At 66.8% G+C, this 14824-nt stretch carries 13 protein-coding genes; 8 read left to right on the forward strand and 5 right to left on the reverse strand.

Going from position 1 to position 14824, the window contains the following annotated elements; all coding sequences use genetic code 11:
• Nucleotides 1-61: 61 nt before the first annotated feature.
• Nucleotides 62-643 (reverse strand): pseudouridine synthase, encoded by a 582-nt coding sequence (locus EL249_RS04520; RefSeq protein WP_005674073.1) that lies wholly within the window; start codon nt 641-643, stop codon nt 62-64.
• Between the two features lie 64 nt (nt 644-707).
• Between EL249_RS04520 and EL249_RS04525 the strand changes: the two genes are divergently transcribed.
• Entirely contained in the window at nt 708-1559 is an 852-nt protein-coding gene (locus EL249_RS04525) for a hypothetical protein (protein WP_005674072.1), read from the forward strand.
• Between the two features lie 289 nt (nt 1560-1848).
• Here EL249_RS04525 and EL249_RS04530 read toward each other — a convergent pair whose 3' ends face one another.
• Entirely contained in the window at nt 1849-4113 is a 2265-nt protein-coding gene (locus EL249_RS04530) for a nitric-oxide reductase large subunit (RefSeq protein ID WP_005674071.1), read from the reverse strand.
• 114 nt (nt 4114-4227) lie between these two features.
• On the opposite strand from EL249_RS04530, the gene EL249_RS04535 reads away from it, so the two are divergent.
• A complete protein-coding gene (locus EL249_RS04535; RefSeq protein ID WP_126348081.1) occupies nt 4228-4443 on the forward strand; it encodes a hypothetical protein in 216 nt (71 codons plus the stop codon).
• A 4-nt stretch (nt 4444-4447) separates the two neighbouring features.
• The gene (locus EL249_RS04540) at nt 4448-5287 is read left to right on the forward strand and encodes an MOSC domain-containing protein (RefSeq protein ID WP_040530008.1); all 840 of its coding nucleotides are present in this window, start codon (nt 4448-4450) and stop codon (nt 5285-5287) included.
• A gap of 25 nt (nt 5288-5312) precedes the next feature.
• On the opposite strand, the gene EL249_RS04545 is transcribed toward EL249_RS04540, so the two are convergent.
• Together EL249_RS04545 and EL249_RS04550 are read right to left on the reverse strand one after the other, a co-directional pair.
• Nucleotides 5313-6581 carry an SGNH/GDSL hydrolase family protein gene (locus tag EL249_RS04545; RefSeq protein ID WP_126348082.1) on the reverse strand — a complete coding sequence of 423 codons (1269 nt, stop codon included), beginning with the start codon at nt 6579-6581 and terminating at the stop codon, nt 5313-5315.
• Nucleotides 6582-6592: 11 nt separating this feature from the next.
• Nucleotides 6593-7834: an OpgC family protein gene (locus EL249_RS04550; RefSeq protein ID WP_005674068.1), complete on the reverse strand. Its 1242-nt coding sequence runs from the start codon at nt 7832-7834 to the stop codon at nt 6593-6595.
• Between the two features lie 316 nt (nt 7835-8150).
• On the opposite strand from EL249_RS04550, the gene EL249_RS04555 reads away from it, so the two are divergent.
• The 3 genes from EL249_RS04555 (at nt 8151) to EL249_RS04565 (ending at nt 11691) form a co-directional block, all read left to right on the forward strand.
• Nucleotides 8151-9047, forward strand: a complete 897-nt coding sequence (locus EL249_RS04555) for a Spy/CpxP family protein refolding chaperone (RefSeq protein WP_005674067.1) — start codon at nt 8151-8153, stop codon at nt 9045-9047.
• Nucleotides 9048-9145: 98 nt separating this feature from the next.
• Nucleotides 9146-10033, forward strand: coding sequence for a response regulator (locus EL249_RS04560; protein ID WP_005674066.1), 888 nt, complete (start codon nt 9146-9148; stop codon nt 10031-10033).
• Between the two features lie 59 nt (nt 10034-10092).
• Entirely contained in the window at nt 10093-11691 is a 1599-nt protein-coding gene (locus EL249_RS04565) for a HAMP domain-containing sensor histidine kinase (protein WP_005674064.1), read from the forward strand.
• A gap of 41 nt (nt 11692-11732) precedes the next feature.
• Here the strand turns inward: EL249_RS04565 and EL249_RS04570 are convergent, their stop codons facing one another.
• Complete coding sequence (locus EL249_RS04570; RefSeq protein WP_005674063.1) at nt 11733-12230, reverse strand: RNA pyrophosphohydrolase; 498 nt, start codon at nt 12228-12230, stop codon at nt 11733-11735.
• 129 nt (nt 12231-12359) lie between these two features.
• On the opposite strand from EL249_RS04570, the gene EL249_RS04575 reads away from it, so the two are divergent.
• On the forward strand, nt 12360-14129 hold the full coding sequence (locus EL249_RS04575) for a proline--tRNA ligase (protein ID WP_005674062.1): 1770 nt from the start codon (nt 12360-12362) through the stop codon (nt 14127-14129).
• On the forward strand, nt 14126-14809 hold the full coding sequence (locus tag EL249_RS04580; protein WP_005674061.1) for a lytic transglycosylase domain-containing protein: 684 nt from the start codon (nt 14126-14128) through the stop codon (nt 14807-14809). Before EL249_RS04575 ends, EL249_RS04580 begins: the two co-directional genes overlap by 4 nt.
• Nucleotides 14810-14824: the final 15 nt, after the last annotated feature.

Here is a 14824-nt window from a genome sequence, read left to right on the forward strand (position 1 = left end):
CAGGCACGCCACACCTTCCAGAGGTAACGCCTGGCCGGACGAGCGGTGGACAGGGGGCGGTTCAGCGACGGTTCAGCGCGGCCGGCGACACGAAGCGCCATTCACCGGGTGCCAGGCCCAGGTCCCACAGATTCAGGGCGCCCACGGCGATGCGCACGAGCCGCAGGCAGGGGTAGCCGGCCTTGGCCGTCATGCGGCGCACCTGGCGGTTCTTGCCTTCCTGGATGCGGATCTCCAGCCAGAAGTCGGGCACGGTCTTGCGCACGCGTACCGGGGGCTGGCGCGGCCAAAGCCGTTCGGTCTCGTCGGCGGCCAGCAGGCGTGTCCGGGCGGGTTGCGTGATGAAGTCGCCCAGGTCCATCGGGCGGCGCAGCAGGGCGAGCTTGTGCTCGTCGGGGGCGCCTTCCACCTGGGCCCAGTAGGTCTTTTCCTTGCCGTGGCGGGGTTCGGCAATGCGCGCCTGCAGCCTGCCGTCGTTGGTCAGCAGCAACAGGCCCTCGCTGTCGGTGTCCAGTCGACCGGCGGGATAGAAACCCGGGGCATCGATGTGGTCCTTGAGGCTGGGATGGGTCTCGTGCGGGCTGAACTGGCAGATGACGCCGCAGGGCTTGTTGAAGGCGATGAGGGGGCTGGGCGCGGACATGGGAAAGGGGCGTGCAGGCGTGCGAAGATCGCGTGAATGATGAACGAGCTTTGCAGTAGATGCGATGGCCACGAAGACGGGGGCCCGAAAAGGGGGCCATGAAAAGGTAGCTTCCACCGGCGTGAAGCGCACGAAGGCAGCAGCCCCAAAGCCCGCGGCCTCGAAGCCGCGTGGCAGCGCCATCGACGCGGCCCGGCTGGCCGAGCTGAATGCAGGCCGGATCGAGGCGGCCATACTGGCAGAGTGCCTGGCTGTGGATTTTGGCGTGCTGATGACTTCCGTTTTCCCGGAGTTGTCCGAAGATATCGTGAATCGGATGCAGGCGGCAAAAGACGAGGGCATCCTGAAACGGATGGGCCTGGCGGGCCAGCTGCTGTGGCAGGCCTGGGGTGCTGAGGGACTGGCGCGGCTGCAGGATCATCCCTCCGATACGGTGCGCGGCTGGGGGTGCTTCCTGGTGGGGGCGCGGGACGATCTGGATGTGGCGGCCCGTCTGGCGCTGATCCGTCCGTTGGCCGATGACCCGCATTTCGGGGTGCGTGAATGGGCCTGGATGGCAGTCAGGCCGCATCTGGTGGCCGAGCTGGAGGCCAGCATCGCGCTGCTGGCCGGGTGGACGGGAGATGCGTCGGAGCGGGTCCGGCGCTTTGCCAGCGAGGCTTTGCGGCCCCGGGGTGTCTGGGCGGGGCATATTGCGGCCCTCAAGCGCCAGCCGGAAAAGGGGCTGCCCATTCTGGAGCCGCTGCGGGCGGATCCGGCTGCCTATGTGCAGGATTCCGTGGCCAACTGGCTGAACGATGCGGCCAAGGACCAGCCTGACTGGGTGCACGAGGTGTGCGGACGCTGGCAGGCCGAGCGGCCCGAAGACAGCAACACGCAGCGCATTGTTCGCCGGGCGCTGCGGTCCCTGTCGTAGCCGGCGGGACGAAGGGGGCTGACGGGACGATCGCGGCTGGTGGGACGATCGTGGCTGCTGGGACGATCGTGGCTGGTGGGACGATCGTGGCTGGTGGGACGATCGTGGCTGGCGCTGCGATGGTGGCAGCTCCCCCCGGTCTCATGGCTTGGCCCTGAGACCGCAGACCTGATGCCAGAAAAGAAAAAGGGCCAGGCGGTGGATGCGATGTTCTGCATCCTTCGCCTGGCCCTCGGGGAGGGAACCGGGGACTAGCCCCGGTTCATCCGCCTGAGTGAAGCCTGGTGAATCAGGCTTTTTCCACTTCGGCGCCGGTTTCCTTGTGCATCAGGCCCAGCACCATCTGCAGACCGTAGGCGGCTGCACCACAGATGAAGATCATGTCACCGATGGTACGCACCCAGCGCAGGGTGTGGATGATGGGGGTCTGCTCCACGAACTCGGCGCTACGTGCCCACCACAGGCCCACGCTGATGGAGGCGTTGGCCTGGATGATGCCGACCGGCAGCAGGCTGGTGAACAGCATCAGTGCCAGACCGAGGTTCAGCGCCACGAAGGAGATGCCCATCAGCCGGTTGTTCAGCTTCAGGGTCGGGCGGATGTAGCGCAGCACCATCAGCGAGAAGCCCAGCGCCAGGAAGCCATACACACCGAACAGCGAGGCGTGACCATGGTTGGCGGCCGTGTTCAGGCCCTGCAGGTAGTACAGCGAGATCGGCGGGTTGATGAGGAAGCCGAAGACGCCAGCACCGAGCATGTTCCAGAAGGACACGGCGATGAAGAACATCAGCGGCCAGCGCATCGGTTTCATCCAGATGGCCTTGTGCTGCACCGTCCAGTTCTCGAAGGCGTCATAGCCCAGCAGCACCAGCGGCACCACTTCCAGGGCGGAGAACATCGCGCCGATGGCCGTGATGGGGGTGGTGGTACCTGCGAAGTACAGGTGGTGGAACGTGCCCGGGATACCGCCGATCATGAACAGCATGGCGGCGAGCAGGCTGGCCGTGGTGGCCGTGTGCTTGCTGACCACGCCCAGGTTGTAGAACACGAAGCCGACCGAGCAGGTGGCGAACACTTCGAAGAAGCCTTCCACCCACAGGTGCACCACCCACCAGCGCCAGTACTCCATGATGGAGATGTGCGTGTGCTCACCGTAGATCAGCGCCGGGGCATAGAAGATGCCGATGGCAGCAGCAGCCATGGTGAACAGGATCAGCAGGCTCTTGTCGCCAGGAGCGCGCAGGGCCAGGTAGATGCCGCGCATCATCAGCACCAGCCAGAAGACCAGGCCGACGAAGAGCGCCAGCTGCCAGACACGGCCAAGCTCGACGTACTCATAGCCCTGGTGGCCGAACCACCAGTTCAGGTTCGTGGCCATCCAGCCCTTCAGCGCCACGAACTGGCCACCGAAGGAACCGACCACCACGACGATCAGCGCCCAGAAGAGCACGTCCACACCCAGCTTCTGGTACTTGGGATCCTTGCCGCCGTTGATGATGGGGACGAGGAACAGGCCAGCAGCCAGGAAGCCGGTGGCGATCCAGAAGATGGAGGACTGGATGTGCCAGGTGCGGGTCAGCGTGTACGGCAGGTACTCGGAGAGCGGAATGCCGTAGAAGTTCTGACCTTCAACCGTGTAGTGGGCGGTGGCGCCACCCAGCAGCACCTGCACCAGGAAGAGGGCGGCCACGACCAGCAGATACTTGCCGAGCGCCTTCTGCGAGGGGGTGAGCTTGATCAGCGACAGCGGGTCGGCCTTGGGAGCCTCGACCTCGATGTGCTGCTGGTGGGTGAAGAAGGCCCAGACCCAGATGATGAGGCCGATACCGAAGATCAGCGTCACGACCGAGGCGATCGACCAGATCACGTTTTCGGGCGTGGGTTCGTTGCCGATCAGGGGCTCATGCGGCCAGTTGTTGGTGTAGGTGACATCCAGCCCCGGACGGTTGGTGGACGCAGCCCAGGCCGACCAGAAGAAGAAGGCAGCCATCTTCGAGCGCAGCTCGGGATCAGGCAGCGTGTTCTCCTTCATGGCGTAGGCGGAACGCAGCTTCTGGAAGGCCGGGTCGTCGCTGAACAGCTTGTCGTAGTAGGCCGCGACGCTCTGGATGGAGCGGATGCGGTCTTCCGACAGCGTGACCTTGTTGGTGGCCTTGTCGAAGGTGTTGGTGCGGAACGCAACCTTCGAGTCGTAGCTCAGCGTGGCCTTGTCGCGCTCGGACAGCTGCTCGAAGTTCTTGCCAAACTGGCGCTGGGCCTGCTGGTCCAGCCAGTTCAGCACTTCGCGGTGCAGCCAGTCAGCCGTCCAGTCCGGAGCCTGGTAGGCGCCGTGCCCCCAGATCGAACCGATCGACATGCCGCCGATGGATTGCCAGGCGGTCTGGCCTGCGTAGATGTCTTCCTCGGTGTAGACGGTCTTGCCGTCCTCGCTCACGAATGCGGTCGGAATCGGCGGGCGCTCGTTATACACCTCTTTACCGAAGTAACCGAGCACCGTAAACGCCCCGATCATGATGATCGCTAGGATCACCCAAAGTCGTTTGTACTCTTTCATGAAAAAATTCCTGAACTTGTATGGCAGCCCTGTGCTGTCTATCGGAATTGTTGCAGGGTGCCTATGGGGCGTGCTTGATGAAAATCAAGAGCCTTTGCGTGATAGAAGATGTTGATGACGATGAAAATCATTCTCTTTCTTAAGAAGCTGCTTCCAAGCTGTCCAATCACACCGGGGAAACCAACTTTCCCTTATGGAACAGACGGATTTCCATCTGAATTCATGATTATGAACACCGTTTTGTCAAAGTATCCGGAGGTTTGCATGAACAATATCGGCTTCAAGGGCGCTGCCGGCGTGGCGGTGCCCGTTCTCAATGGGGAGGGGTGAGACGATGGCCATCGTGACCGGTCTGTTCATCTATCCCGTCAAGTCCTGTGGCGGCATCAAGCTGTCGGAGACCCACCTGCTCGAGACCGGTCTGGCACATGACCGGCAGTGGATGCTGGTGGATGCCGATGGACGTTTTGTTACACAGCGTACACATCCGGCCATGGCACTCATCCAGACGACACTGGAAGGTGACGTGCTGCGCCTGCGGGCGCCCGGCATGGGGGCAGACGTTGAGGTGCCCGTGTCCGACTTTGATGCGGATGCTGCGCCCCGTCTGCGTTCGGCGGTGTTTCGCAGCGAGGTGCAGACGCTGGTGGAAGGGCCAGTTGTCAACGAATGGCTGAGCCAGTACCTGGGGCAGCCGATACGGCTGGTGCGGGCAGACCCGACTTTCCGGCGTCAGTGCAAGCCGCGCTGGGAGGGAGACCAGGAGGTGACGACCTGGCTGCCGGATGCCTATCCGTTGCTGGTGGTGTCACAGGGCTCGCTGGATGCGCTGAACCGGCGTCTGGTGGCGCGAGGCGCCCAGCCCGTGGGCATGGAACGCTTTCGGCCGAACATCGTCATTCATGATGATGAATTGCAGCCCCATGAAGAAGACGACATGGCGCGGCTGATCGGGCTGGGCTACGTGCTGCAGATGGTGGCGCCTTGCGCGCGTTGCCCCATGCCCAATCTGGATGCGGCCAGCGGCCGCTTTCAGGAGGAGCCCACCCGCACGTTGCGCGAGTACCGGCTGAATCGGCGGGGGGACAACGTGTTGTTCGGGACGCACGCCTTCGTGGCTGAGGGCGCGGGCAGCGCGCTGATCCGCGTGGGGGACACGGTGGAGCCGGAGTGATGGTCTGGCCTGGGCGGCCGGGGTCTCACTTGCGCGACAGCCCGCGATCGATCATTCGGGAAAGCTGATAGGCAATGCAGGTCTCGGTGAAGGTGACGGCGGCGGCCTGGCGGTCAGGCTCGCCGGAGTCCAGATCGATGCGGCCGGTCGACGCCCAGTAGTCGATCATGTCGTAGCGTTGCAGATAGGGCTGGTCGTGCAGGTTCATCGTCCAACGGATGTACTGCCGGTAGTCGTCGGTCCGGTAGAAGGCCTCGAACTGCGGGTGATAGGGCGGATCCATCACGATGGTGTCGATGTGCTGCCGGCGCAGCTGCTCCAGCCCCCGATCCAGGGCGCGTGCCATGTTGGCAGGCGGCAGGCCCCGGCGGGTGTCGGTGCGCCCCAGGTTCCAGATCACCAGCGCGGGCTTGCGCGGCAGCACCTGCTTGTTGATCAGCGAGGCCTGCTCGGCCACGGTGCTGTTGCGCCGTCCGACCGATTCGACATGGATGGTGCGGCCGGGCAGTGGGCCCAGGTCCTGGATCAGGCGTTCTTCCAGCCGTTCGGCCAGCGGATTGCGCGCGGCCGCGGCCAGCGTGGCACGCAGCCGGCTGCTGACGCTGCCACCGGCGTCGGAGTTGGCCGTATTGCTGGGGACACTGGCCGGGCGGGCCGGTGAGGGGTTGGTGCTTTCCGAACCCAGCATGATCACCAGCAGGTCGCCCTTGCCGCGCACCAGCGCGGCCGACAGTCCCGGCAGGCGCCCGGGTTCCGACAGCAGGTCATCCGGGACATAGCAGTTGCGGGCCTGCTTGGCGGTGTCGGCCGTGTCCGGTGCGGCCGGAAGCCGGTTGGCGCTGTTTGCAGGCTGCGTGGGGGGCGTGCCAGTGGAAGGAAGGCGGGCCGTTGGCGTGCTGCTGGCGGCCGGTGAGGGTGCAGGCTGTGCACTACCCGCCGACTGAGGGGCGGCCTGCGGGGCCGCTGGTGGGGTGGCGGCTGGCGTGCCCGCAGCCGATGGGACGGCCGGTGCGGCGGGAGATGTGACGGCCGACGCGGCGGCAGGGCTGGCCGCGGAGGGCTGAGCGCCCCCCTGGCCGGAGGTCTGACTGCCGGGCTGGCTGGCGGTTTGGGCGACGTTCTGGGGGGCCGGCTGGGGAGCAGGCTGCCCGGTGGTCTGAGGCGCCACGGATGCCGGCGCGCTGGCGGCGGGCGTGCCTTGCTGGGCAGCCGCAGCCAGCGGCAGGGCGCCCAGGGCGGCCATCAGGGCCAGCGACGAGAGGGGGCGGCAGGCAGTACGGATCGGGGTGTGCATCGTGGGCCTCCTCATGCGTTATGGGATGGAGCCGGGGTTTCGGCCGCTTTGGGTGCGGGAGCGACTGCCTTGGGGGTGCTGCGGGTCTTGTACCAATGCAGCAGGTAGGCCAGGGCTGTCATGACGGCCAGACCGCCCAGTACCACCAGCACCTGCATCGTCCAGCTGCGGCCGAACTCCACCAGCAGAAAGTGCGCCACGAACGACAGCGAGATGCCCAGGCAGAAGATGTAGAGCGAGTGCTGGCCGCAGCGGATGACGGGCAGCGTGATGCGCCAGTTCAGGAAGCGGGCGTCGGCGCGGGTGTAGTGGCCCACCAGGTAGGCCACGGCCAGGAAGTGCAGCACCCGGGCCGGACCCAGGTTGGTCTTGTCGATGGGGTAGAGCCATGAGCCCACGATCGGCTTGGTCACTTCATCGATGGCGGGCACGCGCCAGCCCACGGCCACGATGCAGGCAAAGAGCACGACGGCCACGGCCACCCAGGCCAGCCAGGGGCGCCAGGCCAGCCAGGGCGAGCCCGTCTTGCGCACCGAGGCGCACAGGATGCCGATGACGAACATCAGCTGCCAGGCCAGCGGGTTGAAGAACCAGACATCGCCGGCCTCATACACCGGCCAGGCCAGGTTGTACTTCTGCACGCCCCACCACAGCACCAGCGACAGCGCCAGGGTCAGGGGGCGGGACAGGCGCGCCAGCACCAGCAGCAAGGGCAGGGCAAAGAGCAGCGCGATGTACATCGGCAGCACGTCCAGGTTGACCGGCCGGTAGCGCAGGATCAGCGCATCCAGCACGGATTCCAGCGGGCTGTCGAGGAAGGCCTGGACATTGAGTTCCTCAATGAACGAGGCGTTTCCATAGCGCACTGCCACCCACGAGATCTGCGCGATGAAGAAGATGAACAGCAGGATGTGGGCCGCGTAGAGCTGCCAGCAGCGCTTGAGCACCTGCATGGCCATGTAGACGAAGCCGCGCTTTTCCAGCGAGCTGCCGTAGACCAGTGCGGCCGTGTAGCCCGAGATGAAGACGAAGATCTCGGTGGCGTCGCTGAAGCCGAAGTTGCGGAAAGTGATCTGCCCGATGCTGCTGGACGGGATGTGGTCGATGAAGATGAACCACAGCGCCAGGCCCCGGAAGAAGTCCAGCCGCAGGTCGCGCGGCGGCTTGATCGAGGCAGGTGAGGCCGGCTGCACGGAAGGGGCGGCGGGCGTCGCGGCCGGTGAACCGGCGGTATCGGGGGAGGTATGGGCCATATCGGTCTGGTTGGCTCAAGTCGTGGCAAAGCATGCCTGCCGGGACGCGCACAAGACCCCTCGGGGTCGATCTGCTGCCATGGCAGGCCCAGACATTCTAGGACGGTGGCCCGTTTGGCGTGGCCACAGGCGAGCCGGCGCGGGGAAATCGATACAGATGCAGGCAATTTCTGGCTGGGGCTTTACGTGAACTTTACACAGGCTTCAATCAGCCTTGACCCGTCCTCCCCACAATGCACCCCATCGGATCGGCGGACAGCGCATCAGTGCCGGATGCCCCGGATCCGTTCCTTCAACCCCAGCAGGAGCATGACACATGAAGATCAGGACTCTGGTTGTTTCTTCCGCACTGGCCATGGCTGGTATTTCCGCCGCATCGGCGGCCACGCCCACCCTGGTGGCTGCACCGGTTGTCGTCACCGCCAAGGCCGAGCAGGCTGGCGAGGTCCGCAACGGCGCGCCGGCCATGCAGCGCCACGCTCATCCGGGCAAGCAGGCCCACGGTCACGAGCGCATGGGACGCCATGATGGGCCGTGCATGATGCCGCCCCCGCCGATGGCCGCACTGGATCTGTTCGGCGTGGGCCCCTTCGGTGTGCGCCCGATGCACGATGCTCCGCCGCATGCGCCCAAAGCCGAAGGCGGGAAGCTGTCGGCAGCGGATGCTGCAAAGCAGGTGAAGCGCGATGAGGCCGAGATGCAGAACCGCGCGCGCTGGGCCGAGCGCCGACTGGCACAACGCATCGATCAGGTGATCGAATCCGTGAAGGGCACGCCCGAGCAGGCGGACAAGATCAGCAAGCTGGCCAGCGCCGCCTTCCAGGACCTGCGCCCGCTGCATGAGCAGATGCGCGCCCTGGACCAGCGGGCCGAGGCCCTCTATCAGGCCGAGACGCTGGACCGCGCCGGCTTCGAGGCCCTGCGCACCGAGCGCAGCAAGCTGATGGATCAGATCTCGCAGCGTTCGATGAACGCCTGGCTGGACATGGCCTCGGTGCTGACGCCCGCGCAGCGCAAGCAGCTGGCCGAGCGCCCCCAGCATCCGCCCCGTTCGGCCCATGGCATGCACGGCGGACACGGCCAGCGCCCGCCCATGCCGGGCCATGCCCCGGGCATGAAGGGACAGGGCCCCGACGTGCCGCCGCCGGCCATGGGAGCGCCTGAAGGCGCGCCGGGCGAGGCCGGCCAGCCCCAACCCGAGGCTGCACAGTAAGCGTTTCAACCGCAGAGAGCCTGTGCCGGGCAATCGATATCATGTCGGTTGCCCGGCGTTTCGCCGTTATCCATCCCCTTCCTGCAGGAGGTCTGCCCATGTCGTCTCCCGAGATTCTGCTGATCGACGATGACCGCCGCCTGGCCGACATGGTGGGCCGTTACCTGGGGCAGGCCGGCTTTGCCGTGCAGCATCAGGGAACGGCGCGGGAAGGTCTGGCGGCGCTGGGACAGCAGGTGCCGGGGCTGGTGCTGCTGGACCTGATGCTGCCCGACGGTGACGGTCTGGACGTGTGCCGCCAGATCCGGCAGATGCCGGGGGCGGCCGCCACGGTGCCTGTCCTGATGCTCACGGCACGGGGCGAGACCACCGACCGCATCGTGGGTCTGGAGATCGGCGCAGACGACTACCTGCCCAAGCCCTTCGAACCGCGCGAACTGCTGGCCCGGGTGCGGGCGCTGCTGCGTCGCGCCTCGGTGCCGCCCGCAGCGGATCCCGCCGCCGGGGATGCAGGAGAGGGCGGTGCAGCAACGGGCACCGGGGCTCATGGCGCCGCTGCCCAGTCGGGTGGCGTGGCAGTGTCCGGTGGCGCAGGTGTCGCTGCCGGCAGTGTGGCCACCCAGGGGGGAGCCGCTGCACGGGGTACCTCCGTGGCGGACGACGATCCCCCGGTGCTGGTGCTTGATGATCTGGAGATCGACGAGGGCGCCCGCGAGGTGCGCGTGGCGGGCGAGAAACGCACGCTGACCAGCTACCAGTTCGACCTGCTGCTGGCGCTGGCCCGCCATGCTGGCCGAGTGATGTCGCGCGAACGGCTGATGGATCTGGTCAAGGGCGCGCCGCTGGAAGCCTTCGACCGTTCCATCGACGTGCATGTAGGCAAGATCCGTCAGGCCATCGAGGCCGATCCCCGGCAGCCCGTGCGGCTGCTGACCGTGCGCGGCGTGGGCTATGTGTTCGCGCGGCCGCGCAACGGCTCCGCCTGATCGAAGGTGCCGCTGTCTTCGACCATTCGACCTGCTCCCCTTCTATATATTGATAGCCCATGCGTCGCCTGTCCCTGACCATCTTTCTGTCGCTGCTGGCCAGTCTGCTGCTGATGGCCGCCGCGGTGGCCTTTTTCTGGCAGTGGCGGCTGGACAACCGGACCGAGGCGCAGGAGAACCGCTTCACCGAGGCCCTGGCGGCCGAAGTGATTCCCGCGGCCACCGAGGGGGTGGAGCGGCTGCAGCAGGCGTTGTGGCACTGGCAGCGTCGCCTGCGCATCGACCTGCAGGTGATCGACGCGCAGGGCAGGGTGCTGGCCGCCGCCGGCCGGCCCTTCCGTGCGGACGATGCCGGGGCGCGGCAGGAAGAACAGCCCGGCCTGGAAGAGATGCCACCCCCGCCCGGACTGGATGCGCCCCTGCCCCCGGGCGAGGCCCTTCATGCGCGTCGCCCGCAGGGCCGCCATGGCCAGGCCCGTGACGGAGAGGGGCCCCGGCGCGCGATGGTGGCCGTCATCCATCGTGTGGCGCTGCCGGACGATCGCACGCTGCTGATCCGCACCTGGCGCCCCGCGCCGCCGCAGTTGCCCATCAGTGCACCGCTGGCGCTGGCCCTGCTCTTTGTGGCGGTGGGGCTGGCCGCCTGGCCGGTCTCGCGGCGCATCACCCGTCGGCTGGAAGCGCTGCAGCGCTCGGTGGATGCGCAGGCTGCGGGCGATCTGCGCGTGCGAGCCGAGGTGTCCGGTCAGGACGAAGTGGCCGCATTGGCGCACAGCTTCAACCACGCCGCCGAGCGTATCGAGGCGCTGGTGAACCGGCAGGAGGCGCTCCTGAGCACCCAGCGCCGGCTGCTGGCCAACGCCTCGCACGAGCTGCGCTCACCGCTGGCGCGCATCCGCATGGCCATCGAGCTGATGCTGGAAAACCCCGCCGACCTGACGCATCACACCGATGAAGTGCGCCAGAACATCCGCGAGCTGGATGCGCTGGTGGAAGAGATCCTGCTCGCCAGCAGGCTGGATACCCTGAGCCTGGACGAGCTGCGACGTGAGCCGGTGGACCTGACGCAGCTGGTCGCCGAGGAGGCGGCGCGGACAGGCGCCGTATGGATGGACGAAACGCCGTCGGACGTGAACAGGGATGACGGGTCGGAGTCAGGCGCTGCCCACACGACCGTGGCCGGCGATGCGCGCCTGCTGCGCCGGCTGCTGCGCAACCTGCTGGAAAACGCCCGGCGCTATCAGCCGGAGGGCGATGAGCCGGTGCTGCTGTGCCTGTCGCGGGAGCCTGGGCCGGTGGCGGTGGGCAGCACGGAGGCTGACACGGAGCCCGGCCATACCGGGGTCAGCCATGCCGGGGTCAATCATTCCGGGGCCGGGAAGGGGGGCCAGGCCGGCGAAGCCACCGACTGGCTGCGCATCGAGGTGCTGGATCGCGGGCCCGGGGTGCCCGAAGCGGCGCGCGAACGCATCTTCGAGGCCTTCTATCGGGTGGATGGCCATTCCGAGCAGGCCGGCAACGTGGGGCTGGGGCTGTCGCTGGTGCGGCAGATTGCCCGTCGCCATGGCGGCGATGCCCATCACGAGCCGCGCGAAGGGGGCGGCAGCCGGTTCGTGGTCAGGTTGCCTGCATCGCCTGCCAGGCCAGCCATGCTGTGACAGGGCGCGGGCCTTGTTCGGGAGCGGGCCTCGTCCGGGCCTTACGCAGCCGGCGGCGTGTTCACGCCGCCCTCCACCAGCGGGGCCAGCTCGTTCAGGGCCTTGTCGTAGACCTTGCGCTTGAACTCGATGACCTCGTCCAGCGGCGTCCAGTAGCCGGTCCAGCGCCAGGCATCGAACTCGGGGTGCCCCTGGCCGTCCAGCGAGATGGCGTCGTCGCCGGCCACAAGGCGCAGCAGGAACCAGATCTGCTTCTGGCCCCGGTAGTGGCCGCGCCATTCGCGGCGCACCCAGCGCACCGGCACGTCGTAGTGCAGCCAGTCGCGCGTGCGGCCCAGCACGGTGACGTGCTGCGGGCCCAGGCCGATTTCCTCGTGCAGCTCACGGTACATGGCCTGCTGCGGGGACTCGGCCGCGTTGATGCCGCCCTGCGGAAACTGCCAGGACTGCTCACGGATGCGCTTACCCCAGAACACCTGGTTGTCCTGATTCAGCAAGATGATGCCGACATTCGGTCGGTATCCGTGTTTGTCGAGCATGGTGGCTAGTGTCCGGTCGGCGTGCGGGCGCGTTCTTTTTTGTGGCGTGCACAAGGATATCTTGGCCTCCAGCTGGCCAAAAGCACCATGACACGCTCTAGAATGTTGCCCATTATATAGAGCGAGCCCATGAAAGCCACCGCACTGCACCTGCCTACCTTCAAAGAAGCGCCTGCCGACGCCGAAGTCGTCAGCCACAAGCTCATGACGCGCGCGGGCATGATCCGCAAGCTGGCCGGCGGCATCTACACGTACATGCCGCTGGGCCTGCGTGTCATCCGCCGCATCGAGGCCATCATCCGCGAGGAAATGGACGCCGCCGGCGCCATCGAGCTGCTGATGCCGGTGATCCAGCCCGCCGAGCTCTGGATGGAGTCCGGCCGCTGGGAAGAATACGGGCCCGAGCTGCTGCGCATCCGTGACCGCCATCAGCGCGACTTCGTCATCCAGCCCACCTCCGAAGAGGTGGTCACCGACCTCGCCCGGCAGGATCTGCGCAGCTACCGCCAGCTGCCCAAGAACTTCTACCACATCCAGACCAAGTTCCGGGACGAGCGCCGGCCGCGCTTCGGCGTCATGCGTGGGCGCGAGTTCACCATGAAGGACGCCTACTCCTTCGATCGAGACTCGGAAAGCGCGCTGGTCAGCTACCGGAAGATGTTCGACGCCTACCACCGCATCTTCGATCGGCTGGGGCTGCAGTACCGTGCCGTGGCGGCCGACACCGGCTCCATCGGCGGATCGGCCAGCCATGAATTCCAGGTCATCGCCGACACGGGCGAGGACGCGCTGGTCTACAGCACGGGGTCCGACTACGCCGCCAACATCGAGCTGGCCGAGGCCGTGCCCCTGCTGGCCACCCGCATGGCCCCCACCCAGCCGCTCACCCGCACGGCCACGCCCGGTCAGGCCCGCTGCGAGGCGGTGGCCGAATACCTCAAGCTGCCGCTCGACCAGACGCTGAAGTCCATCGTGCTGAGCACGGAGACTCCGGGGGCCGACGGTCAGCCGCCCAAGGTCACGGTCTGGCTGCTGCTGCTGCGCGGCGACCATGAAATGAACGAAGTGAAGGTGGGCAAGGTGCCGGGCCTGAAGGGTTTCCGCTTTGCCACCGAGGAAGAGATCCTCGAACACTTCGGCTCCAAGCCCGGCTACCTGGGCCCGGTGGGCCTGAAGAAGCCCGTGCGCATGGTGGTCGACCGCACGGTCGCCAACATGAGCGACTTCGTCTGCGGCGCCAACGAGGTGGACTACCACTACACCGGCGTGAACTGGGGCCGTGATCTGCCCGAACCGCTGCCTGAAGGGCAGGTGGGCGAGGTGATGATCGCCGACATCCGCAACGTCCAGGCCGGTGATCCCTCCCCGGACGGGCAGGGCACGCTGGCCATCCAGCGCGGCATCGAGGTGGGCCACGTGTTCTACCTGGGCACCAAGTATTCCCAGGCCATGAACGCCACCTTCATCGACGAGAACGGCCAGTCGAAGCCGCTGGAAATGGGCTGCTACGGCATTGGCGTCACCCGCCTGCTGGGCGCTGCCATCGAGCAGAACCACGACGACAAGGGCATCATCTGGCCGGCGTCCATCGCCCCCTTCGAGGTGGTGGTCTGCCCCATGGGCCTGGAGCGCTCCGAGGCCGTGCGCGAGGCCGTCGACCGGCTGGCTGCCGACCTGCAGGCGGCCGGCATCCGCTATGTGGTCGATGATCGCAACGAGCGTCCGGGCGTCATGTTTGCCGACTGGGAACTCATCGGCGTGCCACTGCGCATCACCGTGGGCGACCGTGGCCTGAAGGAAGGGCTGCTGGAACTCACCGTGCGGCGCGGCATGGTCACCCACAAGGTCGCCCCGGCCGATGTGCTGGCCGAGGTGCAGAAGCTGCTGCCCACGCTTTGATTGTCAGGCACGTTGCTGCAGCGCTGGGGGCAGCGGCGCTGTCGGCTGCCCTTGTCCTGCCCGGCAGCGCCCGGGCGGGCGGCCAGCAGTACGAGGTGCTGGCCGATGCGGTGCGGGTGGCGCTGGCCAGCGCCATCGATGCCCCGCACGATGCCGAGCCGTTGTGGGAGTCGCGTGCGCAGAAGATCGAGTGGCTCACGCAGATGTCCGACCGGCTGCCGCGTCGCGCCATGCCCGGCTTCGAGGCACGCCAGGCCTTTCTCCTCACCGTGCGCTACGAGGCGCAGCGTGCCGGCCTGGACCCCGAGATGGTGCTGGGCCTCATCCAGGTGGAAAGCGGCTTTCGCCAGTACGCCATCTCGAAGGTGGGCGCGCGTGGCTTCATGCAGGTGATGCCCTTCTGGACGCGCGTGCTGGGCAACGGCGATGCCGACGCGCTCTTCCGCATGCGCGTCAACATCCGCTATGGCTGCGTCATCCTGCGCCACTACCTCGACCTGGAAAACGGCAACCTCTTCATGGCCCTGGGGCGCTACAACGGCAGCCGTGGCCAGTCGGCCTATCCCGATGCGGTCTTTGCGGCCTGGAAGCGCTGGCGCTTCCAGCCGTCCGACGTCGCTTCTTCGCATCACTCATCCCCGCCAACCGACCGTTCGTCGGCTGCAAGCCCCCTCGATTGACCGCTCGTCGGCCCG

Source organism: Lautropia mirabilis, from assembly GCF_900637555.1.
Classification (GTDB): Bacteria; Pseudomonadota; Gammaproteobacteria; order Burkholderiales; family Burkholderiaceae_E; genus Lautropia; species Lautropia mirabilis.

Coding starts and splice junctions, on each gene's coding strand:
- EL249_RS04520 (WP_005674073.1), bottom strand. CDS start 643: ATGTCCGCGCCCAGCCCCCTCATCGCCTTCAACAAGCCCTGCGGCGTC.
- EL249_RS04525 (WP_005674072.1), top strand. CDS start 708: ATGGCCACGAAGACGGGGGCCCGAAAAGGGGGCCATGAAAAGGTAGCT.
- EL249_RS04530 (WP_005674071.1), bottom strand. CDS start 4,113: ATGAAAGAGTACAAACGACTTTGGGTGATCCTAGCGATCATCATGATC.
- EL249_RS04535 (WP_126348081.1), top strand. CDS start 4,228: ATGACGATGAAAATCATTCTCTTTCTTAAGAAGCTGCTTCCAAGCTGT.
- EL249_RS04540 (WP_040530008.1), top strand. CDS start 4,448: ATGGCCATCGTGACCGGTCTGTTCATCTATCCCGTCAAGTCCTGTGGC.
- EL249_RS04545 (WP_126348082.1), bottom strand. CDS start 6,581: ATGCACACCCCGATCCGTACTGCCTGCCGCCCCCTCTCGTCGCTGGCC.
- EL249_RS04550 (WP_005674068.1), bottom strand. CDS start 7,834: ATGGCCCATACCTCCCCCGATACCGCCGGTTCACCGGCCGCGACGCCC.
- EL249_RS04555 (WP_005674067.1), top strand. CDS start 8,151: ATGAAGATCAGGACTCTGGTTGTTTCTTCCGCACTGGCCATGGCTGGT.
- EL249_RS04560 (WP_005674066.1), top strand. CDS start 9,146: ATGTCGTCTCCCGAGATTCTGCTGATCGACGATGACCGCCGCCTGGCC.
- EL249_RS04565 (WP_005674064.1), top strand. CDS start 10,093: ATGCGTCGCCTGTCCCTGACCATCTTTCTGTCGCTGCTGGCCAGTCTG.
- EL249_RS04570 (WP_005674063.1), bottom strand. CDS start 12,230: ATGCTCGACAAACACGGATACCGACCGAATGTCGGCATCATCTTGCTG.
- EL249_RS04575 (WP_005674062.1), top strand. CDS start 12,360: ATGAAAGCCACCGCACTGCACCTGCCTACCTTCAAAGAAGCGCCTGCC.